Below are 24,475 nucleotides of genomic sequence, written 5' to 3' on the forward strand. Positions count from 1 at the left end.
GCTTTTTTATTATTGCAGAGGCAAATCTGTGCATATCAAATAGCGCCGGGCTGCAGGTGTTTCGCAAACGGAAAAGCAGCTTTCAGACGCTGAATTTCTGCTGCATCCGTAATCCGCAATAACCATTGCCCTAATTCCCAGTTTGTCAGTAAATCACTGTCAGCGAGTGGCGTATAAACTCGTGAAGCATCTCGGCGCACCAATTCCAGAAGTTCAGGTGCCTCTACGCCATCCATCGCCACCAGATCCACCCTTTGCAACCAGGGTATTGCCGCAATCGGTAATAACTGAGAGTCCACATCGTGCTGCAGTAATAGCAATTCGCCGTGGCTATCAATTTCAGTAAAACATTGCTGATATCGAGTGCGGGTGAGACCGTCAAAACGCTCGCCATTGATTTGCAAAAAGCGCTCCCAGAAACGTCGGCGCTGCTGAGGAGTTGGCAACTGTTGCTGAACATCTGCGCGTTTATCGGCAATAAAGTCCATCAGTGGTGCCAACGATGGCGGTAACAATGCTTCTAGTTTGCCACGGATATCCTTAGCAAATACCGGCGCGGCACCATTGGTACTCACCGCCACGATGAGCCGACCCCGATCCACCAGTGAAGGCGTGATAAAGTCGCAGTTGTCAGGATCATCTACCACATTAACCATCGCCCCTTCTGCTCGGGCCAACTCGGCTAACTGTTGGTTCAACAACCTATCGGCAGTGGCAATGTACACCAGATCAGCTTGTTGCAGATCGGCTGTAGTGACGGTACGACAGGACAGTGTGATACGGCCACTTTCGGCATATTCGGCAACATCATCACACACGTTGGGTGCAATCACCTGAATGTCGGCTTCAGAACGAGCCAACAAATCCAGCTTGCGACTGGCGACTTCACCGGCACCAACCAGTAACACAGATAGATTCGAAGTATCGACAAATAGCGGGAAATAGCGCATCGGTCCGGGTTCCAAAGCTGACGTTAGACGTTATCTGTCAGCATAAAACTGACAGATGTCACCGGATCGCAGTATTCAGGTCAGTTGTGACACTCACTGCGTTCGGCACTGCAATTCCAACACAGTTCGAAACTGGCGTCATTAAATTCGTGACATTGCAAACATTGCCATTGCGGCAAATCGGCATTTAACGTCGCTAACTGTGACTGAGCCGGCTCCTGTTGTGACTCCGGGATCCACAGCTCTACCGTCTGCATATCAACCGGTAACTCGCCAACACCGCCCATCAGCGCTTCACCACGTAACTCCACGGTTATACCACAGGCCTCCAGCATACCTTTCCATGTATGAGCCTGAAGCAAATTTCCGCCAGCAACTAGTATCTTACGTTCTTCCATGTGACTTCCTACCGCTAGACTCTACCCATCAGGTAAAGAAAAATCAGGAATAAATCGGATGGACAAAAATTAAGCTGTTCAAATTTTGTCAAGCGACATGCTACTGCCTGATAAAGCGGCTGTCGAGCGGTACTCAGTAAAAATTTACTTTTCATCAACATTTGGGGGCGAACACAGCAGCCCCGACAGATGTACAATAAAAAGAGCCACCCGATAGAGTGGCTCTTTCCAATTTAGCTATGGGCTTGATTAAGGCATGATAGAGGGCTGATCGGCGCCTTCTTTCTCGACCTGAACCGGCATCATATGTTCGCGGCAAATGCCTAGCTTGATTGCCAGAAAACTGGCCACATAGATAGAGGAATAAGTACCCACGGTAATCCCCATCAGCAATGAAGTTGCAAAACCATGGATCAGCGTACCGCCTTTCAAGAACAACGCAATTACCGTAATAATGGTCGTTCCGGTGGTAATGATGGTACGGCTCATGGTCTGAGTGATGGAAGTATTTACCACCTCAGTCGGTGTTGCCTTACGCATCTTCAGGAAGTTTTCACGGATACGGTCAAACACCACAATAGTGTCGTTCAACGAGTAACCGACCACGGTCAACACCCCGGCCAATACTGTTAGGTCAAATTCTAACTGTAGGAATGAGAACAGCCCCAGTGTTACCGTCACGTCGTGCGCCAGTGCTGCCACCGCGCCCACCGACAACCGCCATTCGAAACGAAAAGTGACATAAAGCAGGATACAGATAAGAGCCACCAGCACCGCCAGTGCCCCCTGTTCTGCTAGCTCCTTACCTACCTGAGGGCCAACAAATTCGACACTCTTCTGCACCACTTGTGGATCCTGCGCCTTAGCAGCACCTATCACCAGTTTTACTTGATCATCACTCTTGACGCCTTCCTTAGTCTGCAACCGCACTACGACATCGCGGCTGGAACCAAAGTTCTGCACCACTGCACCAGAAATGATTTCATTATCCAGTTTGTCACGCAGTAAATTCAGATCAGCGGGCTGACTAAACGTCAGCTGAATTGACGTACCACCAGTGAAATCCAAGCCCCAGTTAATGCCCTTGGTCGCCAGCGACACCAACGACAGCACCACCAGGATCAATGACATGATACTGATAGGTAATGCATGACGGAGAAAGTTGACTGAGCCTTTAAAAGATAAAATCTGCAACATGTCCACGATCTCCTATATAGACAGCTTTTTCAGGCGCTTACCGCCCCACAGGGCATTCACAATCGCACGAGTACCCACAATCGCGGTAAACATGGATGTGGCGATACCTATCATCAGCGTCACTGCAAAGCCCTTGATGGCACCAGTGCCTACGGCAAACAGGATCAGGGCCGTAATGAAGGTCGTAATGTTCGCGTCAGCAATCGTCGAAAACGCATTGCCATAACCTTCATGAATCGCCTGCTGAATAGAGCGACCTGCGCGTAATTCTTCACGAATACGCTCGTTAATCAGCACGTTACCGTCTACCGCCATACCGACCGTCAACACCATACCGGCGATACCAGGCAACGTCAGCACAGCACCAGGGATCATCGACATCACGCCCACCACCATCACCAGGTTAGCGGTCAACGCTAGGTTGGCTATCACCCCAAATGCGCGGTAGTAAACCATCATGAACAGCAGCACCACCACCATGCCCCAAATCATCGCCTGTAGACCATTCTGAATGTTCTCGGCGCCTAGGCTTGGACCAATTGTACGTTCTTCTACGATGGACACTGGCGCAATCAAGGCGCCAGCGCGCAGCAGCAACGCCAGATTCTGTGCTTCACCATGTGTCAGTCCGGTAATCACAAAGTTGCGTCCCAGGCGCGCCTGAATGGTGGCGACTGAAATCACTTCCTCGACTTTATTCATTTTCACTGAGCCATCAGGATTACGCTCACCGCTATCCTTATACTCAATGAACAGTGTCGCCATCGGCTTCCCGATGTTGTCTTTGGTCACATCAGAGAAAATGCTGCCGCCTTTGGCATCCAGATTGATGCTCACTTGAGGTCGGCTGTACTGGTCAAATGATGGTTGAGCACCGGTGATATGATCACCTGTTAGCATCACATCCTTGTAGAGGACGACTTCCCCGCCTTCACGACGTTTGTAAACTTCAGAACCAGCAGGAATACGCCCGGCTTTAGCGGCCGCCAAATCAGTTTTTTGATCCACCATGTGGAATTCAATAGAAGCGGTTGCTCCGAGAATTTCCTTAGCACGTGCGGTATCTTGCACCCCTGGTAATTCAACAATGATGCGTTCAGCGCCCTGACGCTGAACCACAGGTTCAGCCACCCCTAACTCGTTAACACGGTTACGGATAGTGGTGATGTTCTGGGTCAGTGCATCTTCTTTGATCTGTCGCAGATAATGTTCACTCATCGTCGCTAACAGCACAAAGTTGTCACCATCAGTGGTATCAGTAAACACCATCTCATTGTTGGAATGGGTTTTCAGGTATTGTTCCGCTTTTGCCAATGTTTCGGCATCTCGGAAACGTACTTCAATACCTTTCGGAGTCGCTTTGGCCCCAGCGTAACGAATACTCTGTTCGCGCAATTGGCTACGGAAATCCGCCACTTTAGCGTCTTCCATCTTGCGAATGGCTTCGCTCATATCCACTTCCATCAGGAAGTGCACACCGCCACGCAGGTCAAGACCGAGTTTCATGGGGTTAGCGCCAAGTTTCTCCAGCCACGCTGGCGTTGCAGGGGCTAAGTTAAGGGCTACCGAAAAGTTTTCACCCAGCGTAGAAGCTATCGCTTCCTTCGCCAACAGTTGATCTTCGGCACTGTTGACCCGCACCAGTAACTGGCCGTTTTCCAGTTCTGAGCGCTTGATCTTAATGCCTTTACTGAGCAACAGTTGTTCGACTTGAGTTTCAGTGGCAGGCGTCACGGCAGTACCGCGCGTTCCCACCACCTGCACCGCATGATCCTCACCAAAGAGGTTAGGCACAGCATAGAAAGCCCCCACGGCGATAATAATAATCACCAGCAGGTTCTTCCACATAGGATACTTATTTAACACGCCTCAGCTCCCTTGGCTTACAGCGACTGCATAGAGCCTTTAGGCAATACCGCCGCAATATAGTCTTTTTTAATGGTGATTTGAGTGTCGTCATTAAGACTGATGAGCACGTAATCATTGTCTTCGGCAATCTTGGCAATCTTGCCAACTAAACCACCACTGGTCAGCACTTCATCGCCTTTGCCCAGAGAGGCCATCAGATTTTTGTGCTCTTTCACACGCTTTGACTGCGGACGGAAAATCATGAAATAGAAGATCAGTGCAAAAATCGCCAGCATAAACACCAGTTCCATGGTGCCGCCAGACTGAGGTGCGCCACCGGCTGCACTCGCGTAAGCATTTGAAATAAACATAGTTCTCTCTTCTTATTAACAGTGGATTCAATCAATTGCTTCAGGGACTTCGCGCCCCTGACGGCTATAGAATTCCCTTACAAAGGCGTCTAATGTACCTGTCTCGATAGCGCCACGCAAACCTTCCATCAATCTTTGGTAATAACGCAGATTGTGAATGGTATTGAGGCGGGCACCGAGCATCTCATTGCAACGGTCAAGATGGTGCAAATAAGCCCGTGAGTAATGCTTGCATGTATAACAATCGCACTCAGGATCCAATGGTGATGTGTCATCCCTGTGACGCGCATTACGAATTTTTATCACGCCATCGATCGTAAACAGATGTCCATTGCGTGCATTACGGGTAGGCATCACACAGTCAAACATATCGACACCGCGGCGCACACCTTCCACCAAATCTTCCGGTTTGCCCACCCCCATCAAATAACGGGGTTTATCAGCTGGGATTTGTGGACAAATGTGTTCCAGAATGCGGTGCATATCGGCTTTAGGCTCACCGACTGCCAGACCGCCAATGGCATAGCCATCAAAGCCGATGTCCACCAGCCCTTTTAAACTCTCATCACGCAAAGTTTCGTAGATACTGCCTTGAATAATCCCAAACAGTGAGTTTGGGTTTTGTAAGCGATCAAATTCTTCGCGGGAACGCTTAGCCCAACGCAACGACATCTCCATCGACTTACGTGCTTCATCGGGTGTCGCCGGATAGGGCGTGCACTCATCAAATATCATTACGATATCAGACCCAAGCGCATGCTGAATTTGCATCGACTTTTCAGGGTCAAGGAAGATTTTTTCGCCATTGATGGGTGAACGAAAATGCACGCCCTCTTCGGTAATTTTGCGAATATCGCCAAGACTAAACACCTGAAAGCCGCCGGAGTCGGTCAAGATTGGTCGTGGCCAGTTCATAAAGTCGTGCAAATCGCCATGCTTACGCATGATCGCTTCGCCAGGACGCAGCCACAAATGGAAGGTATTTCCCAGCAGAATATCGGCACCGGTTGCGCGGACTTCTTCAGGGGTCATCCCCTTGACCGTCCCGTAGGTGCCCACCGGCATAAACGCTGGCGTTTCTACAGTGCCACGTTCAAAAATCAAACGTCCACGGCGCGCTCGGCCGTCAGTGGTATCCAGTTCAAATTTCATTTATTACCTCGTCAGAGAAACAGTCCGACTTTGCTATGGCCAGTGGCCCCTTAAATAAAGAAGGCAAGCGGTAACGCGATGCGTCCCCTTGCCCATTACCTGTTACAGTTAGCTTGGCAGTATACCGTAAGCCCAATGCTTAGTTTACTTTTTTGGTCACAAACATGGCATCACCGTAACTGAAGAAACGATATTTCTGTGCCACAGCATGTTGGTATGCCGGCATCACATGCTCAAAGCCCGCAAAAGCACTGACCAGCATAATCAGGGTGGATTCCGGTAAATGGAAATTGGTCACCATAGCGTCAACCACTTTGAACTCAAAACCGGGATAGATAAAGATGTCGGTATCACCACAAAATGGCTGAATGTCGCCGCCATTGAACTTAGCGGCGCTCTCTAGTGAACGGACAGAAGTCGTTCCCACCGCAATCACCCGTTTACCAGCCGCTTTAGTGGCTCTGATAGCCGCTACGACATCGGCAGGAACATTGGCCCACTCTGAGTGCATATGGTGTTTCTGCACATCATCAACGCGCACTGGTTGGAAAGTGCCCGCGCCTACATGCAGTGTCACAAACGCTTGCTTGATGCCTTTAGCTGCCAATTTTTGCAGTAATGCTTGGTCAAAGTGCAATCCGGCGGTAGGCGCAGCCACCGCACCAGGCGTTTTACTATAAACCGTCTGGTAGCGTTCTTTATCTGCATCTTCATCTGGCCGGTCAATATAAGGGGGTAAAGGCATATGCCCAACCGCTTCCAGCATCGACAGTATGGTGCCATCACCCTGCAATTCCAGCTCAAATAAGGCATCATGGCGAGCCAGCATTTTCAGCAAATAGCCGCCATCCAGCTCGATTTCAGAACCCGGCTTAGGAGACTTGGAACTGCGCACGTGCGCCAACATGCGTTTATCATCCAGCATGCGTTCCAACAGAATTTCCAGTTTGCCGCCGCTGGCCTTATGACCGTATACCCGCGCAGGCACTACGCGGGTATTGTTGAATACCATTAAATCGCCTTCTTCAACTAAATCAAGGAGATCAGTAAAATGAAGGTCATTGAGTCCACCAGTATTGCCATCCAGATGCAATAATCTGGATGCACTGCGTTCTGGCATAGGGAACTTAGCAATCAACTCTTCAGGAAGATCGAAAGCGAAATCTGCAACTCGCATTGGGAAGCCTCTGCATAGCGAAAAACGGCCGCTAGTCTAGGGGCTGGTCGGGACAAGATCAAGAACCCTTGGATTCCGACTCTGGCATCTCCTCTTGCTTATGTTCATCCATCATTGGCTGATTGGACGAAATTTGCTCAAACGGGATATCAACTTGCACCCGTTTACGTTGAGGTTGAGGGGTTTTACCGATAAATTTGCCGATCCAGTTCCACATCATCCTTGATCCTTAAAACCAACAGTCCTGACAAATAAGCGCGCACCATACCAGATACGCACAACAGCATCTGTGATGCTTTTCATACTCTGGTGCGACATAATAGTCCGATGATGAAAACCCGCAAGTACAAATTATGAACTTTTTGGCCCATCTGCACTTGGCAGATATTAGCGGAACCTCTCTAGCTGGTAATCTAGCGGGAGACTTTGCCAAAGGCAGCATTGCCGATCACCCGCAACACCTGCAACAAGGGATTTGGTTGCACCGCCAGATTGACCGAATCACCGATGAACACGAACTGACACGTGATCTGCGCCGACAATTTCCCAAAACACTACAGCGCGTGGCACCAGTGCTGATGGATCTGGCATTTGATCATATGCTGGCACGCTATTGGGAGGAATATCATCATCAAACCTTAGCCAGCTTTTGCGCTCATGCGTATCAACAGCTGGAACTGACAGCCCAATTACCTGAACGGCTGCAACGCCTAGTGCCGATGATGAAACAGGACAACTGGTTGTACTCCTATGCGGAACGTTCAGGGCTGGAAGCCGCCTTACAAGGTGTCAGCCGCCGAGTATCACAACCGCAGCTGTTTCAAGGTGCCGCCAAGGTCCTCAAGCAGTTGGATACTGAAGTCGAAATTGCGTTTCGTACCCTGTATCCACAACTGATGGCTTATAGCCGGATGCTGGCTCGCAAAACGCCAGAACAATACCTGTCCTGAACTGTGTAGTTTTTGGTAGAATGCCCACCCGTTCAAGGAGGCTTTATGCAAAAGTTCCACTACCAGCCACCCACATTGCCTTGGCTGGATATCCGTTATCGTGATCGTGACATTATTGTCATCAATAAACCTGTTGGCTTACTTTCCAATCCGGGAATGGCCGCAGAGACCCATGATTGCGCCCTCACCCGCCTGCAACAGTTATATCCAGAAACATTGCTGGTACACCGTCTCGATTGTGCAACTTCGGGGATCATGGTGTTTGCGCGCAGTAAAAAAGCCGAATCGAATCTGAAAACCCAGTTTCAGGAACATCGCAACGATAAACTCTATATCGCCGAAATTAGTGGCATTTTGGAAAACGATGAGGGAACGGTAGATTTGCCGTTGGCAGCAGATAAACAACATCCACCACTGCAACAAGTCAACGAAGATGGCCGTAAAGCGATAACTCATTATCGAGTGTTGGAACGTCGAGCCCACTCGACTTTGGTGACTTTACAGCCAGAGACCGGACGAACACACCAGCTCAGAGTCCATATGTTAGCCTTAGGTCATCCCATTCTTGGGGATGATTTTTATGGTGATGAACAGGTACAAAAAGCTCGGCCACGCCTGTGCTTGCATGCCGCCAGTTTGATATTCAATCACCCTTGGTCTGGCAAAGAGATGCACTTTGTCAGCATGGCCGGTTTCTAAATCGGCCTTAAGCGTTAAGCACTGAGCTTTTCAGCCTGGTAGCGACTGCCATTATCGCTGCAAAATACCAGCGAGTCGCTTCCCTGTAGCAACAAATAGTCACCAAAGAGATTGCCTTCGGTCTCTTCCAGACGCAGGCCTTCTGCAGTCTCCGTTGCTGTCATTTCATCGAGGCTGTGACAACCATCGCTGAACCAGGTTGCCATAAACCATTTACCGTTATCGCGAAACAGTTGTATTTCATCATTAAGATGCTGCCGCTGATCGCGCCAACACCCAATAAACTGGTGCTCACCGTGATGGACTTGTTGTAATCTACGGCGTTTTTCCAAAGCGGAAAGGCCGGAAAGTTTACTCAGTCCCTGCAGTTGCAAAGGTACTTTATTCTGGAGATCCAGCAGTAAACCCATAATACTTTTGCCCCCAAATGCAAAAAGTAATTAAAACGTAAAAAAAGATCAAATTATTTACAAACCAAGTAGTTAGTAAAAAATCTCTGATGCGTGCGCAGTGTAACCTATTGCACTAACAAAAGCGTGATAAAAATCACACTCAGTTGTTTATTTCAGCAGTTGGTGAAGTGGCTCACAGCTTCCTGAAACATAAAATAAAGGCAGCCAGATGGCTGCCTTGGAAAGAGAGATTATGCACTGTTAGCGACGCGGTGGTTCCCGTTCAGCCCCCATGCACGCCGCCGCGGTAAATACCACATCGGTGGAGGAATTCAACGCAGTTTCCGCCGAATCCTGGACCACGCCAATAATCATCCCCACGGCAACTACCTGCATCGCAGTACTGTTATCAATCCCAAATAAACTGCATGCTAGGGGTATCAATAATAACGACCCACCCGCCACGCCAGAGGCGCCACAGGCCGAAACTGATGCGATAATACTCAGCAGTATCGCTGTCGGCATATCTACCGGAATGCCCAAGGTATTCACCGCCGCTAACGTCAGTACTGTAATGGTGATCGCCGCACCGCCCATATTGACCGTAGCGCCTAATGGGATTGACACTGAATAGGTGTCCTCATGCAGTTGCAACTTCTCACAAAGTGCCATATTTACCGGAATATTGGCGGCGCTGGAGCGGGTGAAAAATGCAGTGACACCACTTTCGCGCAAACAGGTGAGCACCAAGGGGTACGGATTGCGACGGATTTTGTAATACACCAACAGCGGGTTGATCACCAAGGCAATAAACAGCATGGCACCCAACAGCACCGCTAACAGATGTGCATAACCGGCAAGCACACCAAAGCCAGTTTCGGCAACCGCAACGGCCACCAATCCAAAGACCCCGAACGGTGCCAAACGGATAACAAAACGCACCATCTGCGAGATGCTATGGGCGATGTCCCAGAACACCTGCTTACTGACATCAGTGCCGTGGCGCAGTGCCAGACCGAGTCCGATAGCCCAGACCAAGATACCGATATAATTACCTGTCATCAGGGCGTTGACCGGATTATCGATCAAGCGGAACAGCAGCGTATGCAACACCTCTCCGATATCCTGTGGCGGTGTCAGTTGCTGCTGCGACAGTTGTAATTCCAGTGTGGAGGGAAACATAAAGCTGGCAGCAACGGCGGTCAGTGCCGCCGCGAAGGTTCCCACCAAATAGAGGATCACCACCGGGCGCATATTCGTTTGGGTATTTTTTTTCTGATTAGCAAGTGACGCCGCAACCAACACAAACACTAGGATCGGCGCGATGGCTTTCAACGCCCCAACAAACAAGTCACCAAGGAAAGCGATACTTTGAGCCCACTGAGGCGCCATAACAGCAAGCACAATGCCCGCCACAATACCGATAAAAATTTGCAATACCAAGCTACCATGCAGTAGCCGTTTAAGAACAGAGGAGGAAGGGTTCATTATTTAACCTGTCGTTATTATTCATGATGGCCGATGCCATTGCAGCTACGTTTTTAACGGAGATGTCTCGGCTTGTCCAGCCATCACACGGCAAAAACGCCAATTCAGAGCAAATAACGATAAGTTAGCTTTCTGTCAGTGATTTAGCCCCACGTAACATGGCCTCCACCAACTCACGGGCATCAAATTTGGTCAGCGCTTCGTTTGCCCCCACCTGATGTGCCTGACTGACACTGATCTCGCTCGAAAGAGAAGTGTGTAAAATAATGTAGGCATGGCGCAACAACGGATTATCGCGCACTTCAAATGCCAGCTCATAACCATCAAGTCCCGGCATTTCAATGTCGCTCACCAGAATATCCACCGGTCGTTTATCTGCCGCCCCCTGTTCCATAATGGTCAAGGCTTCTTTACCGTTGGAGGTGACATCATAGGGGATATTAAGATTGTCCAGTGCATCGCACAGTTGCTTACGCGCCACCTTAGAATCATCTACCAATAAAATACGTAACGGCCGTAGCAGTTCACGCTGAATGTCTGTCACCCCGGCAAGATTCTGCGATGCCAGCGGGAAGATTTTTGACAATAGCAATTCCAGATCCAGCAGTTGGATCAGCTGGTTGTCGTAGCGGGTGACGCCTGTTAGAAACGCATTTTTCCCAAGATTAGATGGCGGTGATTCAATATCTCGCCAATTACACTCAACTATTTTCTCAATGCCACGCACCAAGAAACCTATCACCATTCGCTGGCAGTCGGTGATAATGATAAACGATGACGCCATTTCCTCTTTGCTGATCGGGGCATATCCCACGGCCGCCGCCATATCCACCACAGGTATCGTATGCCCACGGATAGCCGCGGCCCCCACCACGCACGCATGGGCATTAGGAAGCTGACTCAGCGGTTGGAACGGCACTAGCTCACGAATTTTCAAGGTTCCCATGGCAAATAACTGACGCTGAGACAAGCGGAATAGCAGCAGCCCCTGCGACTGGTTGGCCTTGCTTTTCATGTGTTCTCCGGAAATGAAAGACGGTGATTATTGCGTTTTAGCATAACACAGCCCCTAAAAACAGGCGCTCTAGCAGTAGGATCTCGTGCACAAGTTTGATTTTTTATCCTTGAAGACGATAAAGCACATCAAAAACAAATTGGTCCCAACCGTCATCAGCAAAAGCAGCATCGTACATGGAGCGAACTTGCGCCACAGCGTGCACAGGCGCCGCTCCGTCACTCGCCAACAATTCTGCCATCATTACGCCCAGCAAACCAGCATCTGCCGCCGTCAGTAACAGCTTATGTCCGAGCTGCAATTGCTGCGCGGCAAAACTGAGGGCTTGCGGTAATAACTGTGCCAGCTGTTGCAGTAATGCTTCGTCCGGCGTTAAGTGAATGGGTAATGGCAGTTGCAATGCCGCCACGCTGGCAGACACGGCGGTCGAAGAAGGCTGTAATTGCAGTAGTGCCAACAATTGATGCTCATGCATCAGCGCGGGTAACGCTACCTGCGGCGTCATCATTAACGATGCGACATTGTCATTTAACCAGATTAGTTCCACGTTTTTACCACAGAGCCACTGAAATATCGGCAACGACAATACCGCAATGTTTATTCGTAATCGGTGATATTCAGCAAAAAATTACGCTTCAGCGGCCTCCAATACCAGTAATTGCTGTTTCATTGTCAGCCCCCAGGCATAACCGGTCAGCGCTCCGTTTTTTCCTATCACGCGATGACAGGGAATAATAATTGCGATGTGATTAGCGCCGTTAGCACTGCCAACCGCCCGTGCGGCCTTAGGCTGCTGTATGCGTTGTGCCAACTCGCCATAACTGCAAGCCTCACCATAAGGGATCTGCAATAACTGAGACCAGACCCGTTGTTGAAACTGAGTGCCCGCGGGTGCCAGCGGTACGCTGAAGTCACGTCGTTTTCCTGCAAAATACTGTTGCAGTTGTTCAGCGGCTTGCTGTAAAAACTGATGCGCCTGCAGCATCTGTGCTGATTCAGCCGTAACGGTGAGCGTCTTTTTCGCGGCAACAGGTCTAAGGTCAGTTAATCCCACACCACTTGCGGCTAACCACAATGGGCCACAGGGCGAGTCAATGGTCAATTCCGCCAGCGGTGGTGATGGTGCCATAGTCAGTATCAGGTTATTCATGCTTCAATATTACTCCTACGGTTGTCGTTACAGGTGTCGTCTGCGGCCGCTTGCTGCCAAAGATTTAACGTCAGATAACTGCCCCAAGGTGCCGCCATTTTGGCAATCTGCTGCAGAGCAACTTCAATCTTTACTGCTGGGTCCGGTAACAGTTGCAGTAACTGTTTTCTGACAACCAAATCACCACTTAGCAATATGTCAGGAGCAGAAAGACCACGCATAGCCGCATAGGCGACCGTCCACGGCCCGATACCTTTTAGTGTTAGCCAATCCGCTAATGGCCGCTCATCGGGCGACATAGGTGTGTCGGCAGTTTGCAGGTAACGAGCGAGCCGCAGTAACGTCTGCTGGCGACTTTGTGGCATCGGCAATGTGGCACAAAGTTCATCGGTCAAGGCGGTAGGCTCCGGGAAAAATACACAATGCCGCCCATTTATCAGTAATTTCTCTCCCGTTTGTTGCAGTAGTTGTCTCAGCAACTTGGTGGCTTGTTTCACGCTGACCTGCTGCCCCAATATTGCCCTAATACCCGCTTCAGCAACTGAGCCGCAACCTGGCAGCCGCAATCCCGGTTGCAGTTGCAACGCTGGTAACCGATGCTGCAATGCTGACAATCTGCCGTGGATCACCGCAGGTTCAGCATCTAGATCCAGTATCTGCCTCAGACACTGCAACCACATCGGCAGCAAGGCCAAACTGTCTTCAGCAACCAGCGCCACTTCTACTCGGAATCTGTGCTGCTTGGGCTCATCCACCGCAAAAAACCAACCGCGAAGTTGTTGTTGCAACTGTCTCACTCTCAGTGTGCGACCATATCCTTGTTGGCCTTGATGTTCAAACCACTCCATGTCTGCAACTGAACGCCATTGCAAAAAGTGCCGCAATTGCTGCCAAGCATAGGGGGGCCGGTAGCTTAGAAAAAGCGTGATGTGGGTTTGAGACGTTTCCGTTGATGAGCGATGCCGGATGGCCGTTGGTGGTAGTTGCAATCGCTGCTGAAAGACTTCATTGAAACGCCGTATGCTGTTAAACCCGCAAGCCAGCGCTATCTGTGTCACTGGCATGCTTGTCTCGTGCAACAGCTGTTTGGCAAACAATAACCGACAATAAATAGCGTACTGCAGCGGTGAAGTGCCTAATGCGTCATTGAATAATTTACGCAACCAGCGGCTACTGATCCCCAATCGCTGAGCCAACTGCTCAACGGCCTGCGATGTATCACCATTGAGTGCCCCCTGCTCTATCAAACGCATGGCGCGTTCCAACGTCGTGCGCGTTCCACGCCAGGCACTGGAACCAGGCGCACTCTCGGGACGACAACGTAAGCACGGTCTTAAACCGGCCGCAGCCGCAGCGGCAGCGCTGGCAAAATACTGCACATTGCGTTCGCTAGCACTGACCGCCGGACACACTGGGCGGCAATAGATACCGGTGCTGTGTACCCCCACAAAAAAACGCCCATCAAAACGAGGATCACGGCTGAGGCGTGCCTGGCGACAAATCGCAGGAGATAAGCAAGAAATACTCATAAGTTCGGCCAGAAGTCAGCAGTTATGCGCCAGATTACCCAACCTCGGCAAAGGTGACTAGCGGAAAACGGAACTCAATTGGTGAGATTATTCATGACAAGGTGGTCGCCATCAGCTCATGCCGGTCTCCCCATAAATAGGGTATGCTATGACCACTGACATTAATGAAGAAAACACTATGATCCAAAAGCTGTTTAGTATTTTTGAGGGCTGGACTAATCCGCTGCCAGATATCGATCCGCCGCAGCCGCCTAAAGGACTACTGGCGTTTTGTCGCCACTATACTCGCGGCTTTGAAAAACCGCTTATCATCATGTCGTTACTAACAGCATCACTGGCAGTGCTGGAAGTCTCACTGTTTGGCTTTATGGGACAACTGGTTGACTGGCTGGTGAGTAAAGATCCCAACACGTTACTGCAACAAGAAGGTAGCAAACTGCTCGGTATGACACTGATGGTGCTGGTACTGATCCCACTGTTAACGCTAGCCCATGCATTGATTGTGTACCAGAGCCTATTGGGTAATTATCCAATGTCGGTGCGTTGGTTAGCCCACAAGTATTTACTTAAACAAAGTGTGGCCTTCTACCAAAACGATTTTGCCGGACGCATAGCAACCAAAGTGATGCAAACATCTCTGGCTATTCGCGAGACCGTAATGAAGCTGCTGGATGTGCTGGTGTATATCCTAGTGTATTTCACCTCAATGGTAGTGATGATGGCTCGCGCCGATTGGCGGCTAATGTTGCCGATGATGGTGTGGCTGCTATGTTATGTCTGTCTGCAGTGGTATTTTGTCCCACGACTGAAACGTGTTGCCAGCGAACAAGCCGATGCCCGCTCGACCATGACAGGTCGCATCGTCGACAGCTATACCAATATCGCCACAGTGAAGTTATTTGCACATACCCATCAGGAAGCAGACTACGCCCGCAAAAGTATGAGCGGATTTCTCGACACTGTGTACCGCCAAATGCGCCTAGTCACTGGTATCAATGTCAGCGTGCAAGTGCTCAATTACCTGCTGGCATTTACCGTTGCCGCGCTATCTATTTGGTTGTGGATGGGTAGCGCCATCACCGTAGGGGCGATTGCCATTGCCGTCAGTTTGGCGTTGCGACTTAATGGGATGTCGCAATGGATCATGTGGGAAGTCAGTGCGCTGTTTGAAAATATTGGTACCGTGACGGATGGCATGCACACACTGTCGCAGCCCACGAAAATAACTGATGCACCAGCCGCAACCCCCTTACTTGTCACCAAAGGTGCCATCGACTTCAACCATGTCAATTTCCATTACGGTGAACAAAACGGGGTGCTGAATAATCTGGATCTGCATATCAAACCCGGCGAAAAAATTGGTTTGGTCGGCCGTTCCGGTGCGGGTAAGTCAACGATGGTCAACCTGTTGATGCGTTTTTATGATGTCGAAGACGGTAGCATCTGTATTGATGGGCAGAATATCCGCGAGATCACGCAGGATTCATTGCGCTCTAACATCGGGATGGTGACCCAGGATACGTCTCTGCTGCACCGCTCCATTCGGGAAAATATTCTCTACGGTAGGCCCGATGCCACTGAAGCTGAAATGCTACAGGCCATTGAAAAAGCACAGGCAAAAGAATTTATTGCAACGCTGACAGATCCTAAAGGGAATAGTGGCCTGGACGCCCAAGTGGGAGAACGCGGCGTTAAGCTCTCTGGTGGGCAGCGCCAGCGTATTGCCATCGCGCGAGTGCTGTTAAAAGATGCGCCAATCCTGATTTTGGATGAAGCCACTTCTGCACTGGACTCTGAAGTTGAAGCGGCTATCCAAGAAAGTCTCTATCAACTGATGGAAGGCAAAACCGTTATTGCCATCGCCCACCGGCTATCCACCATAGCTGCGATGGATCGGTTGATAGTATTAGATCAAGGACGAGTGGTTGAACAGGGAACCCACCAGCAACTGCTGCAACACAACGGCATTTATGCACACTTGTGGGCTCATCAGACCGGGGGATTCCTTGGCGTTGACTAGGTTCAACCATCAGAACGGTTAAGCCTTCAGACTTATCATGACCTATGTTGGCGCGATAGCGCCTGCGCCAACGAAAGAGCGCCCCAACAACCGCAAGGTCTGGACGCGCTCGCCACTCTCCACTCACCACTCGCCAGAAAAGATAATATTGCAGTAGCCGCTAATATCGTTCGCCGCCAATGTCCCATAACACGCCACGAGTTGTCTGAAAGATACCGTGCATAGCGAAATCGTTATCCCGGCCAAGACGGCTAACGGATAGACACCAAAATTTTGCTAAAAATCTGCACTTACACCGTTGAAATTTTGCGCCTTTGCTACACTTTTCCCATCACAATTCTGTTGAGAGAAAAGGCATCATGAACTGGCGTAAAATGAAAATTGCTTGGCGTGCTGGTGTAAGCTTCGGTTTGATTGCAATCATTATGGTATTGATGGCGGTTTTTTCTGTGCAGCAGATGAATCAGCTCAATAACGCGTCCACCGAAATCAACAAAAACTGGCTACCGAGTGTACGTCAGAATTCGGCTTTGCTATATCTCACCCAAAAATTGCGAGTCGCAGAATTTACCCATGTACAGCAGTCCCGAGAAGAAGATATGCGTGCGACTGAGCAACAATTTGTGGTGATCATGCAGGATATCGAAAACTCTGAAAAACAATACCAACATCTTATCGATCCCAACTCTGCAGAAGAAAAACAACTATTTGAGCGTTATTCCCAAACAAAACAACATTATCTAGCGCAACATGATGAATTTTTAGTCATCTCCAAGCAAAACCTGACACAGCAGGCCTTTTCTAAATTAATGGACATGGAGCCCACCGCCAAAGAACTTGAACAAGCGTTGCAGGCGATGATTGAGTTCAACAACAAAGGGGCGGCCAACGCCAGTGATGCTGGCGATATGCGTTACGAGTTTGCCATGACCGCCATAGGCATTGTGTTGTTGCTCAGTTTTGCCGTCATGGGCGTTATCAGTGTGATATTTACTCGCAGCATTGTGCGGCCACTGGCCGAAGCTGTTGCCAGTGCAGAAGCCGTAGCGGATGGCAATCTTAATCATGTCATCAACGATGAAGGTTCCGATGAACCCGCGGCGGTGATGCGCGCCATGCAAAATATGCAGCGGCAGTTGCGAGATACCATTAGCCAAATATCTACCGCATCAACCGCGCTTTCCAATGCAGCGTTATTGTTGAATCAACAAACCGATGCCAATCGACAAGAACTTAATATCCAAAATGGTGAAATTCAATCCGCTGCGACCGCAGTAACTGAAATGACCAGTGCAGTAGAAGAGGTTGCCCTCAATGCTCAGTCCACCTCAGATGCGACAGAGAAAGCAGAATCGTCGGTACAAGATGGTTTCGCCCAAGTTGCACAAACCACCGAGCAGATAGTCGCGGTGGGTAAAGAGATCACCCGTTCAAATCAACTTTCCAGCGATTTAGCCCGTAGAGTTGATGACATCAGTAAGGTGTTGGATGTTATTCGCGCGATTGCGGAGCAAACTAACTTGCTGGCCTTAAATGCTGCCATTGAAGCTGCACGGGCAGGCGATCAAGGCCGTGGTTTTGCCGTGGTAGCTGACGAGGTGCGCACACTGGCACTGCGGACACAAAATTCCACCGAAGAGATTGAATCGACCATCAGATTAGTGCAACAAGAGTCTCGCCAGGCGGCGGACGCCATGCAAAAAAGCCATCAGCAGGCGCAGGCAATGGAGGAGAACGCACGGGCAACACGTCAGAGTATTGAGATAATCGCCTCGCAGATTAAAGATATCAGTCAACGCACCCTATTAATCGCTAGCGCCGCAGAAGAACAGGTAGCGGTCGCCAGAGAAGTAGACCAAAACCTAAATAATATTCAAAGTGCTTCGTCCACGATTACCGATGGGGCCAATCAAACCGCAACCGCCAGTACAGAATTACAGCAACTGGCGCAACGACTGAAAGATTTAGTCAGTCGATTTCAGTTCTAACCAATATTAACTGACCCTAAGGACATGATGTGGCGAGGATGAGTTAGCTTGGGCTCAACATGTTGCAACGCCATGCAGCGAGCTCAAGGGTGCCACGCATAATGGCGAAGCCGCATTCTTGAGGCTTTGGCGCCAGCGCTTAAAACAGATAAAACGCTATCTAGAAATGATAGGCACAAAAAAACCGCCACTAGGCGGTTTTAATTAAGTGGTGGAGCTATGCGGGATCGAACCGCAGACCTCTTGCATGCCATGCAAGCGCTCTCCCAGCTGAGCTAAAGCCCCAAATTCATATTCCCGATGGAAGTGAATTTGGCATCCCCTAGGGGATTCGAACCCCTGTTACCGCCGTGAAAGGGCGGTGTCCTAGGCCTCTAGACGAAGGGGACCTTGGAAAGTGTTTCTCTCCGCTACCGGAGTAGTTCATGCGACTGGCACAAACTGAATATTTGGTGGAGCTATGCGGGATCGAACCGCAGACCTCTTGCATGCCATGCAAGCGCTCTCCCAGCTGAGCTATAGCCCCGAAATTCGTATTCCGAATATCGGAATTGGCATCCCCTAGGGGATTCGAACCCCTGTTACCGCCGTGAAAGGGCGGTGTCCTAGGCCTCTAGACGAAGGGGACCCTGGCTGAAACTTTACTCTGTTTCCTGAGGCGGTTAAACCTGCTGACTTTTTTATTCCACCAATATAAGGCTGTATCGGTGAAATTGGCATCCCCTAGGGGATTCGAACCCCTGTTACCGCCGTGAAAGGGCGGTGTCCTAGGCCTCTAGACGAAGGGGACCCTGGNGATTCGAACCCCTGTTACCGCCGTGAAAGGGCGGTGTCCTAGGCCTCTAGACGAAGGGGACCCTGGACTGAAACTTTACTCTGTTTCCTGAGGCGGTTATACCTGCTGACTTTTTCACTCCACCAATATAAGGCTGTATCGGTGAAATTGGCATCCCCTAGGGGATTCGAACCCCTGTTACCGCCGTGAAAGGGCGGTGTCCTAGGCCTCTAGACGAAGGGGACCCTGGACCAAGAAATTGGTGGAGCTATGCGGGATCGAACCGCAGACCTCTTGCATGCCATGCAAGCGCTCTCCCAGCTGAGCTATAACCCCGAATCTCTTGAACATTTGAGCATGCTACAGCGGACTGTCACCCATGTCTCAAGTGCGAGGCGCATTCTATGCAGCACACCCAAATGTGTCAACGCATTTTTTAGGAATTTAATCTGGCTGCTACAAATTCAACCGCTTTGGAGATTCTTTGCTCGCAACGGACTTTTCCGATAAGAAACAGCGTAATATCTAACGATGGTGATTGGCCAACACCGGTGACGGCAACCCGCAGTGGCATACCCACTTTGCCCATACCCACTTCCAGTTCGGCAGCAGTTTCTTCTATCGCCTGATGCACCGCTTCTTGGGTCCATTCAGGTAATGCGGCCAGCTTCTGCTGAACCAGTTTTAGGGGCTCCATTGCCACACCGCGCAGGTGCTTTTTAGCCGCGGATTCTTCAAACTCCGCAAAATCTTCATAGAAGTAACGGCTATGTTCAGCCATCTCTTTTAATGTTTTGCTGCGTTCCGCCAACGCGGTCACCACCGCCGACAATGCAGGGCCATTGCTGGTATCAATCTGCTGATCCTGCATATGCCATTGCAGATAGCCTGCAACGTATTCAGGATCCAGCGTTTTGATGTAATGCTGGTTCAGCCACTGTAGTTTTTCGGTATTAAAGGCAGAGGCCGATTTGTTGATGTCATCCAGTTTGAAATACTGCACCATCTCATCGAGAGAGAAAATTTCCTGGTCACCATGAGACCAACCCAAACGTACCAGATAGTTCAGCAGTGCTTCAGGCAGATAGCCATCGTCACGATACTGCATCACACTAACCGCGCCATGACGTTTTGATAACTTGGCACCGTCATCACCGAGGATCATGGCCACATGGGCATATTCGGGAATAGGTGCACCCAGCGCTTTTAGAATATTGATCTGTTTTGGGGTGTTGTTGATATGGTCTTCACCACGGATAACGCAAGTGATCCCCATATCCCAGTCGTCCACCACCACACAGAAGTTATACGTCGGTGTACCATCGCTGCGAGCGATGATCAGGTCATCTAATTCTTCGTTGGCGATTTCAATGCGGCCACGGACGTGGTCATCAAATACTACGCTACCGTCCTGGGGCATTTTAAAGCGGATGACGTAAGGCTCATCGGTGTCGCGGGGCGCAGCATCACGACAGCAGCCATCATATTTCTGGCGTTCACCTTTAGCGGCCTGCCCTTCTCGCAACGCCTCAAGACGTTCTTTTGAGCAGTAACACTTATAGGCTTTACCCTCTTCCAGCAGTTTTGCAATCACTTCATTGTAACGGTCAAAACGCTTGGTCTGGTAATAAGGGCCTTCGTCCCAATTCAGGCCAAGCCATTCCATACCTTCAAGAATGGCATCCACTGCTGCCTGAGTTGAACGCTCCAGATCCGTATCCTCAATACGCAGTACAAACTCACCTTTATTGGCCCGGGCGTGAAGCCAGGAATAAAGAGCTGTACGGGCACCGCCCACATGTAAATAGCCGGTTGGGCTAGGAGCAAAACGCGTCTTGATGGTCATAATCGAACACAAACCTTATTGAGTAAGGAGCCTGTTCACAGGCGAGTGAAAAAAGAGCGTCTATTCTAACAGTCCTAGACATTAGGGGGAAAGAGTAAAGCATCACCTTGCATAATCGCCGCCGTTCATGTCTTCGCTCGCACCAATAGGCGGAAATCCACCCATCTTCACTTTAAATGTGAGCCATTTCTCACACACCTAACATTTACGCGTGATCCATATCAAACAATCTACACTTGAATAACCAATAGGTTACGTAAAAGTAAACAAATTGGCGCACAACTTGCCTTTAGTCAGGGCAACCATTGGGAAATAAAGCTGTTTTCCCGGGTCCAGATACGTATTTATGGGGCTCGTATCTGCAAAAACTTATAATTCAGAAGGATTAAAACGATGACTATAAAAAGTACCAAGCACCTCAATATGTGGTCTCAGCCATTAAAGACACTGGCCAAGCTGGCGTTATTGGGCAGCGTTATGACCGCCAGCTTCCTAGCGGTGGCTGAGCCAGTAGAAATCAAGTTTTCCCACGTAGTTGCAGAAAATACACCTAAAGGCCAGGCAGCACTCAAATTTAAAGAATTGGTGGAGCAGCGGTTGCCGGGTGAATACAAAGTCAGTGTTTTCCCTAACTCACAGCTCTTCGGCGATAACAACGAATTGGCAGCGTTGCTGCTGAATGATGTGCAGTTTGTGGCACCGTCGTTATCCAAATTTGAACGTTATACCAAAAAACTGCAGTTGTTCGATCTGCCCTTCCTGTTTAAAGATATGGATGCGGTAGAACGTTTCCAGCAGAGTGATGAAGGCCAGAAACTGCTGAGTTCCATGAAACGCAAAGGCATTGTGGGCATTGGTTACCTGCATAACGGCATGAAGCAGTTTTCTGCGAACGAACCGCTGTTATTACCGAAAGATGCTTCCGGTAAGAAATTCCGCGTAATGGCGTCCGATGTACTGGCGGCGCAATTTGAAACCCTCAATGCGATGGCGGTGAAAAAACCGTTCTCTGAAGTGTTTACGCTGTTACAAACCCGAGCCATCGATGGTCAAGAAAACACCTGGTCCAATATCTATTCGAAGAAGTTCTATGAAGTGCAATCCTATATCACCGAGAGTAACCACGGGGTACTGGATTATATGGTCGTCACTTCCGATACCTTCTGGAAAAGCTTGCCAGCAGACAAACGCAAAGTGATCAAAGAGTGTCTGGATGAAGCTATTGCTTACGGTAACAAAATGGCGGCCGACAAGAATGCGGAAGATCGCCAAGCGATTATCGACTCAAAAGAATCCAAAGTGGTTGAGTTGACACCTGCGCAACGTCAGGCATGGGTCGATGCGATGAAACCTGTGTGGAAAAAATTCGAAGATCAGATCGGTAAAGAAACGATTGCAGCTGCTGAATCAGCCAACCAGTAAAGTTGTCCGGGGGCAAAACTTGCCCCCTTTTCCCACTGGGGACGGATTATGTTATCGCGAATTTTTGCCTACTTCGAAGAGGGCTTTCTCAACGTATTGATTTCTGCCATGACCATTTTGGTCTTTGTGGAAGTGATTGCCCGCTTCTTCTTTAACGTTGGTTTTCTGTGGATGCAGGAGCTGACACTGACAATTGCTGGCTGGTTTGTACTGTTTGGCATGTCTTACGGTGTCAAAGTGGGAGCCCACATTGGGGTTGATGCTTTTGTTAAAAACCTGCCACAAAAAACTCGTAAATATACCGCACTGGTGGCCGTCGCCATCTGCTTGGTGTACTGCAGCCTGTTCCTGATTGGCAGTTGGGATTACCTCAAGCAGATGTATACCACTGGCGTGCCCATGGAAGATATCAGTTTTCCCCATGCCTGGATGGCTGGTCTCGACGCTGACAAGGTGTGGGATACCTGGCGCATCGATGTAGAAGACCCGCGCGTGCCACTGTGGATGTCACAAAGTATTCTATTGTTTGGTTTTGCCATGTTGACCTGGCGCTTTATCGAGCTGTTTATTGCCATTATTCGTAACCAATCTTTAGGGTTCAGTTTTCACGATGAAGCCAAGGAAAGCATGCAGTTAGCGGATGATGCAACTGACAACGGTAATGCCCCTGACCATAACCATTCAGATCCGCAGGTGAAGCCATGACAATTGCCACGCTGTTTATCACATTGTTTCTCTGCATGCTGCTTGGAATGCCAATTGCGATTGCGCTGGGTTTTTCCAGCATGCTGACCATCCTGTTATTTTCCAATGACTCGCTGGCCTCAATTGCATTGAAACTGTACGCATCGACTTCAGAACACTATACCCTGTTGGCGATCCCGTTCTTTATTTTATCGTCTGCGTTCTTATCAACCGGTGGTGTTGCTAGGCGCATTATCGACTTTGCCATGGACAGTGTCGGCCATATTCGTGGTGGTCTAGCGATGGCTTCGGTAATGGCTTGTATGCTGTTTGCCGCCGTTTCCGGTTCATCTCCGGCTACCGTTGCCGCCATCGGCTCAATAGTGATCGTGGGCATGGTACGCGCGGGTTATCCAGAGAAATTCGCCGCAGGGGTTATTACTACTTCGGGGACGCTCGGGATCCTCATTCCGCCATCCATCGTGATGTTGGTATATGCCGCCGCCACGGAAGTTTCTGCAGCCAGAATGTTCATGGCAGGATTAATTCCTGGCTTGATGATGGGCGGTTTGCTGATGATCGCCATTTATATCACGGCGAGGATCAAAGGGTTACCCTCACAGCCCTTCCCGGGTTTTGGCAAACTATCGATTTCCTTGGCCAAGGCCATGGGCGGCTTAATGCTGATTGTCATCGTCCTGGGTTCTATCTATGGCGGTGTTGCCAGCCCAACCGAAGCCGCCGCTGTCGCTTGTATCTACGCTTACCTGGTCGCCGTATTTGGCTATCGCGACATCGGACCGCTGAAGAACGTGGCGTGGCGTAATCCTGGAGAAGCCCTACCTGTCGCGATTGTGCGAAACTTGTGGCATATGCTGCTTGGCTTGCTCAAAACTCCCGCGGATAAAGAGATACGCACAGTGGTCCGTGACGGCGCTAAAGTATCCATAATGCTGTTGTTTATCATCGGTAACGCGATGCTGTTTGCCCATGTGCTGACCACTGAACGCATCCCCCATCACATTGCCGAAACTATCGTGAGTTGGGGCCTACCTGCCTGGGGATTTCTGATCATCGTTAACCTGTTGCTACTGGCGGCTGGTAACTTTATGGAGCCATCGGCCATTTTGCTGATCATGGCACCAATTCTGTTCCCGATAGCCGTCAAACTGGGGATTGATCCGATCCACTTAGGGATCATCATGGTCGTCAACATGGAGATTGGGATGCTGACGCCACCAGTGGGGCTCAACCTATTTGTGACGTCGGGAATTACCAACCGCAGTATCGGCTGGGTGATTAAGGCCTGTCTGCCGTGGTTACTATTACTACTGGGCTTCTTAATCATTATCACATACGTACCGCAGGTATCCTTGGTACTGCCAGAATTTCTTGACAGCCTGCGTAACCCTTAGCCCTTGAAA

22 protein-coding genes and 7 tRNA genes are annotated in these 24,475 nt (G+C 49.8%); 7 read left to right on the top strand and 22 right to left on the bottom strand.

Translation table 11 applies throughout. The annotated features are described in order from the left end of the window. Nucleotides 1–35: 35 nt before the first annotated feature. From IE064_RS08220 to IE064_RS08255, 8 genes are all read right to left on the bottom strand, one after another. Complete coding sequence (locus IE064_RS08220) at nucleotides 36–950, bottom strand: siroheme synthase (RefSeq protein ID WP_189617419.1); 915 nt, start codon at nucleotides 948–950, stop codon at nucleotides 36–38. 80 nt (nucleotides 951–1,030) lie between these two features. Further along, nucleotides 1,031–1,348 carry a putative signal transducing protein gene (locus IE064_RS08225; RefSeq protein WP_189617420.1) on the bottom strand — a complete coding sequence of 106 codons (318 nt, stop codon included), beginning with the start codon at nucleotides 1,346–1,348 and terminating at the stop codon, nucleotides 1,031–1,033. Between the two features lie 249 nt (nucleotides 1,349–1,597). Continuing rightward, nucleotides 1,598–2,545 carry a protein translocase subunit SecF gene (gene secF, locus IE064_RS08230; RefSeq protein ID WP_133038665.1) on the bottom strand — a complete coding sequence of 316 codons (948 nt, stop codon included), beginning with the start codon at nucleotides 2,543–2,545 and terminating at the stop codon, nucleotides 1,598–1,600. A gap of 12 nt (nucleotides 2,546–2,557) precedes the next feature. Continuing rightward, nucleotides 2,558–4,411, bottom strand: coding sequence for a protein translocase subunit SecD (gene secD / locus IE064_RS08235; RefSeq protein WP_189617421.1), 1,854 nt, complete (start codon nucleotides 4,409–4,411; stop codon nucleotides 2,558–2,560). 17 nt (nucleotides 4,412–4,428) lie between these two features. Then, nucleotides 4,429–4,764, bottom strand: coding sequence for a preprotein translocase subunit YajC (yajC, locus tag IE064_RS08240; protein WP_189617422.1), 336 nt, complete (start codon nucleotides 4,762–4,764; stop codon nucleotides 4,429–4,431). Nucleotides 4,765–4,791: 27 nt separating this feature from the next. Further along, complete coding sequence (gene tgt / locus IE064_RS08245) at nucleotides 4,792–5,916, bottom strand: tRNA guanosine(34) transglycosylase Tgt (RefSeq protein WP_189617423.1); 1,125 nt, start codon at nucleotides 5,914–5,916, stop codon at nucleotides 4,792–4,794. Between the two features lie 139 nt (nucleotides 5,917–6,055). Further along, entirely contained in the window at nucleotides 6,056–7,093 is a 1,038-nt protein-coding gene (gene queA / locus IE064_RS08250) for a tRNA preQ1(34) S-adenosylmethionine ribosyltransferase-isomerase QueA (RefSeq protein ID WP_189617424.1), read from the bottom strand. 58 nt (nucleotides 7,094–7,151) lie between these two features. Beyond that, nucleotides 7,152–7,313, bottom strand: a complete 162-nt coding sequence (locus IE064_RS08255) for a hypothetical protein (protein WP_189617425.1) — start codon at nucleotides 7,311–7,313, stop codon at nucleotides 7,152–7,154. A gap of 133 nt (nucleotides 7,314–7,446) precedes the next feature. Here IE064_RS08255 and IE064_RS08260 point away from each other — a divergent pair, with 133 nt between their 5' ends. Together IE064_RS08260 and IE064_RS08265 are read left to right on the top strand one after the other, a co-directional pair. Further along, the gene (locus tag IE064_RS08260) at nucleotides 7,447–8,043 is read left to right on the top strand and encodes an acyl carrier protein phosphodiesterase (RefSeq protein WP_189617426.1); all 597 of its coding nucleotides are present in this window, start codon (nucleotides 7,447–7,449) and stop codon (nucleotides 8,041–8,043) included. 45 nt (nucleotides 8,044–8,088) lie between these two features. Continuing rightward, a complete protein-coding gene (locus tag IE064_RS08265; protein WP_189617427.1) occupies nucleotides 8,089–8,742 on the top strand; it encodes an RluA family pseudouridine synthase in 654 nt (217 codons plus the stop codon). Nucleotides 8,743–8,756: 14 nt separating this feature from the next. Here IE064_RS08265 and IE064_RS08270 read toward each other — a convergent pair whose 3' ends face one another. From IE064_RS08270 to IE064_RS08295, 6 genes are all read right to left on the bottom strand, one after another. Next, entirely contained in the window at nucleotides 8,757–9,152 is a 396-nt protein-coding gene (locus tag IE064_RS08270; protein WP_189617428.1) for a hypothetical protein, read from the bottom strand. 243 nt (nucleotides 9,153–9,395) lie between these two features. Then, on the bottom strand, nucleotides 9,396–10,622 hold the full coding sequence (gene sstT, locus IE064_RS08275) for a serine/threonine transporter SstT (RefSeq protein WP_189617429.1): 1,227 nt from the start codon (nucleotides 10,620–10,622) through the stop codon (nucleotides 9,396–9,398). A gap of 124 nt (nucleotides 10,623–10,746) precedes the next feature. Next, nucleotides 10,747–11,637 (bottom strand): chemotaxis protein CheV, encoded by an 891-nt coding sequence (locus IE064_RS08280; RefSeq protein WP_189617430.1) that lies wholly within the window; start codon nucleotides 11,635–11,637, stop codon nucleotides 10,747–10,749. 103 nt (nucleotides 11,638–11,740) lie between these two features. Beyond that, a complete protein-coding gene (locus IE064_RS08285; RefSeq protein WP_189617431.1) occupies nucleotides 11,741–12,184 on the bottom strand; it encodes a hypothetical protein in 444 nt (147 codons plus the stop codon). Between the two features lie 81 nt (nucleotides 12,185–12,265). Further along, nucleotides 12,266–12,787: a methylated-DNA--[protein]-cysteine S-methyltransferase gene (locus IE064_RS08290; protein ID WP_189617432.1), complete on the bottom strand. Its 522-nt coding sequence runs from the start codon at nucleotides 12,785–12,787 to the stop codon at nucleotides 12,266–12,268. Next, the gene (locus tag IE064_RS08295; RefSeq protein WP_189617433.1) at nucleotides 12,784–14,316 is read right to left on the bottom strand and encodes a DNA-3-methyladenine glycosylase 2 family protein; all 1,533 of its coding nucleotides are present in this window, start codon (nucleotides 14,314–14,316) and stop codon (nucleotides 12,784–12,786) included. The genes IE064_RS08290 and IE064_RS08295 overlap by 4 nt, the downstream gene beginning before the upstream one ends. Before the next feature lie 190 nt (nucleotides 14,317–14,506). Between IE064_RS08295 and IE064_RS08300 the strand changes: the two genes are divergently transcribed. Together IE064_RS08300 and IE064_RS08305 are read left to right on the top strand one after the other, a co-directional pair. Next, on the top strand, nucleotides 14,507–16,336 hold the full coding sequence (locus IE064_RS08300; protein WP_189617511.1) for an ABC transporter ATP-binding protein: 1,830 nt from the start codon (nucleotides 14,507–14,509) through the stop codon (nucleotides 16,334–16,336). Between the two features lie 359 nt (nucleotides 16,337–16,695). After that, nucleotides 16,696–18,324, top strand: a complete 1,629-nt coding sequence (locus tag IE064_RS08305) for a methyl-accepting chemotaxis protein (RefSeq protein ID WP_189617434.1) — start codon at nucleotides 16,696–16,698, stop codon at nucleotides 18,322–18,324. A 209-nt stretch (nucleotides 18,325–18,533) separates the two neighbouring features. On the opposite strand, the gene IE064_RS08310 is transcribed toward IE064_RS08305, so the two are convergent. The 8 genes from IE064_RS08310 to gltX all read right to left on the bottom strand — a co-directional run bounded on the left by IE064_RS08310 (nucleotide 18,534) and on the right by gltX (nucleotide 20,945). After that, nucleotides 18,534–18,609, bottom strand: a tRNA-Ala gene (locus IE064_RS08310). Nucleotides 18,610–18,637: 28 nt separating this feature from the next. Continuing rightward, nucleotides 18,638–18,713 (bottom strand) — tRNA-Glu (locus IE064_RS08315). A gap of 61 nt (nucleotides 18,714–18,774) precedes the next feature. Continuing rightward, nucleotides 18,775–18,850, bottom strand: a tRNA-Ala gene (locus tag IE064_RS08320). A gap of 26 nt (nucleotides 18,851–18,876) precedes the next feature. Further along, nucleotides 18,877–18,952 (bottom strand) — tRNA-Glu (locus IE064_RS08325). Between the two features lie 86 nt (nucleotides 18,953–19,038). Beyond that, nucleotides 19,039–19,114: transfer RNA gene (locus IE064_RS08330), tRNA-Glu, on the bottom strand. 154 nt (nucleotides 19,115–19,268) lie between these two features. After that, nucleotides 19,269–19,344: transfer RNA gene (locus IE064_RS08335), tRNA-Glu, on the bottom strand. Between the two features lie 15 nt (nucleotides 19,345–19,359). Then, a tRNA-Ala gene (locus IE064_RS08340) sits at nucleotides 19,360–19,435 on the bottom strand. Nucleotides 19,436–19,535: 100 nt separating this feature from the next. Beyond that, complete coding sequence (gltX, locus tag IE064_RS08345; RefSeq protein ID WP_189617435.1) at nucleotides 19,536–20,945, bottom strand: glutamate--tRNA ligase; 1,410 nt, start codon at nucleotides 20,943–20,945, stop codon at nucleotides 19,536–19,538. Nucleotides 20,946–21,338: 393 nt separating this feature from the next. Here gltX and IE064_RS08350 point away from each other — a divergent pair, with 393 nt between their 5' ends. Genes IE064_RS08350 through IE064_RS08360 form a run of 3 tightly spaced genes read left to right on the top strand, consistent with a single transcriptional unit; the run spans nucleotide 21,339 to nucleotide 24,466 of the window. Continuing rightward, nucleotides 21,339–22,367, top strand: a complete 1,029-nt coding sequence (locus tag IE064_RS08350; protein WP_283166101.1) for a TRAP transporter substrate-binding protein — start codon at nucleotides 21,339–21,341, stop codon at nucleotides 22,365–22,367. A gap of 48 nt (nucleotides 22,368–22,415) precedes the next feature. Further along, nucleotides 22,416–23,072, top strand: a complete 657-nt coding sequence (locus tag IE064_RS08355; RefSeq protein WP_189617436.1) for a TRAP transporter small permease — start codon at nucleotides 22,416–22,418, stop codon at nucleotides 23,070–23,072. Then, nucleotides 23,069–24,466 carry a TRAP transporter large permease gene (locus tag IE064_RS08360; protein WP_189617437.1) on the top strand — a complete coding sequence of 466 codons (1,398 nt, stop codon included), beginning with the start codon at nucleotides 23,069–23,071 and terminating at the stop codon, nucleotides 24,464–24,466. Before IE064_RS08355 ends, IE064_RS08360 begins: the two co-directional genes overlap by 4 nt. Nucleotides 24,467–24,475 lie beyond the last annotated feature (9 nt).

Origin of the sequence: Shewanella fodinae, assembly GCF_014651955.1 — a bacterium.
In the GTDB taxonomy this organism is placed as follows: domain Bacteria; phylum Pseudomonadota; class Gammaproteobacteria; order Enterobacterales; family Shewanellaceae; genus Shewanella; species Shewanella fodinae.

Excerpts from the sequence above, each read along its gene's own strand:
- IE064_RS08220 (WP_189617419.1), bottom strand. The coding sequence starts at position 950 with ATGCGCTATTTCCCGCTATTTGTCGATACTTCGAATCTATCTGTGTTA.
- IE064_RS08225 (WP_189617420.1), bottom strand. The coding sequence starts at position 1,348 with ATGGAAGAACGTAAGATACTAGTTGCTGGCGGAAATTTGCTTCAGGCT.
- secF (WP_133038665.1), bottom strand. The coding sequence starts at position 2,545 with ATGTTGCAGATTTTATCTTTTAAAGGCTCAGTCAACTTTCTCCGTCAT.
- yajC (WP_189617422.1), bottom strand. The coding sequence starts at position 4,764 with ATGTTTATTTCAAATGCTTACGCGAGTGCAGCCGGTGGCGCACCTCAG.
- tgt (WP_189617423.1), bottom strand. The coding sequence starts at position 5,916 with ATGAAATTTGAACTGGATACCACTGACGGCCGAGCGCGCCGTGGACGT.
- queA (WP_189617424.1), bottom strand. The coding sequence starts at position 7,093 with ATGCGAGTTGCAGATTTCGCTTTCGATCTTCCTGAAGAGTTGATTGCT.
- IE064_RS08255 (WP_189617425.1), bottom strand. The coding sequence starts at position 7,313 with ATGATGTGGAACTGGATCGGCAAATTTATCGGTAAAACCCCTCAACCT.
- IE064_RS08260 (WP_189617426.1), top strand. The coding sequence starts at position 7,447 with ATGAACTTTTTGGCCCATCTGCACTTGGCAGATATTAGCGGAACCTCT.
- IE064_RS08265 (WP_189617427.1), top strand. The coding sequence starts at position 8,089 with ATGCAAAAGTTCCACTACCAGCCACCCACATTGCCTTGGCTGGATATC.
- IE064_RS08270 (WP_189617428.1), bottom strand. The coding sequence starts at position 9,152 with ATGGGTTTACTGCTGGATCTCCAGAATAAAGTACCTTTGCAACTGCAG.
- sstT (WP_189617429.1), bottom strand. The coding sequence starts at position 10,622 with ATGAACCCTTCCTCCTCTGTTCTTAAACGGCTACTGCATGGTAGCTTG.
- IE064_RS08280 (WP_189617430.1), bottom strand. The coding sequence starts at position 11,637 with ATGAAAAGCAAGGCCAACCAGTCGCAGGGGCTGCTGCTATTCCGCTTG.
- IE064_RS08290 (WP_189617432.1), bottom strand. The coding sequence starts at position 12,787 with ATGAATAACCTGATACTGACTATGGCACCATCACCACCGCTGGCGGAA.
- IE064_RS08295 (WP_189617433.1), bottom strand. The coding sequence starts at position 14,316 with ATGAGTATTTCTTGCTTATCTCCTGCGATTTGTCGCCAGGCACGCCTC.
- IE064_RS08305 (WP_189617434.1), top strand. The coding sequence starts at position 16,696 with ATGAACTGGCGTAAAATGAAAATTGCTTGGCGTGCTGGTGTAAGCTTC.
- gltX (WP_189617435.1), bottom strand. The coding sequence starts at position 20,945 with ATGACCATCAAGACGCGTTTTGCTCCTAGCCCAACCGGCTATTTACAT.
- IE064_RS08350 (WP_283166101.1), top strand. The coding sequence starts at position 21,339 with ATGACTATAAAAAGTACCAAGCACCTCAATATGTGGTCTCAGCCATTA.
- IE064_RS08355 (WP_189617436.1), top strand. The coding sequence starts at position 22,416 with ATGTTATCGCGAATTTTTGCCTACTTCGAAGAGGGCTTTCTCAACGTA.
- IE064_RS08360 (WP_189617437.1), top strand. The coding sequence starts at position 23,069 with ATGACAATTGCCACGCTGTTTATCACATTGTTTCTCTGCATGCTGCTT.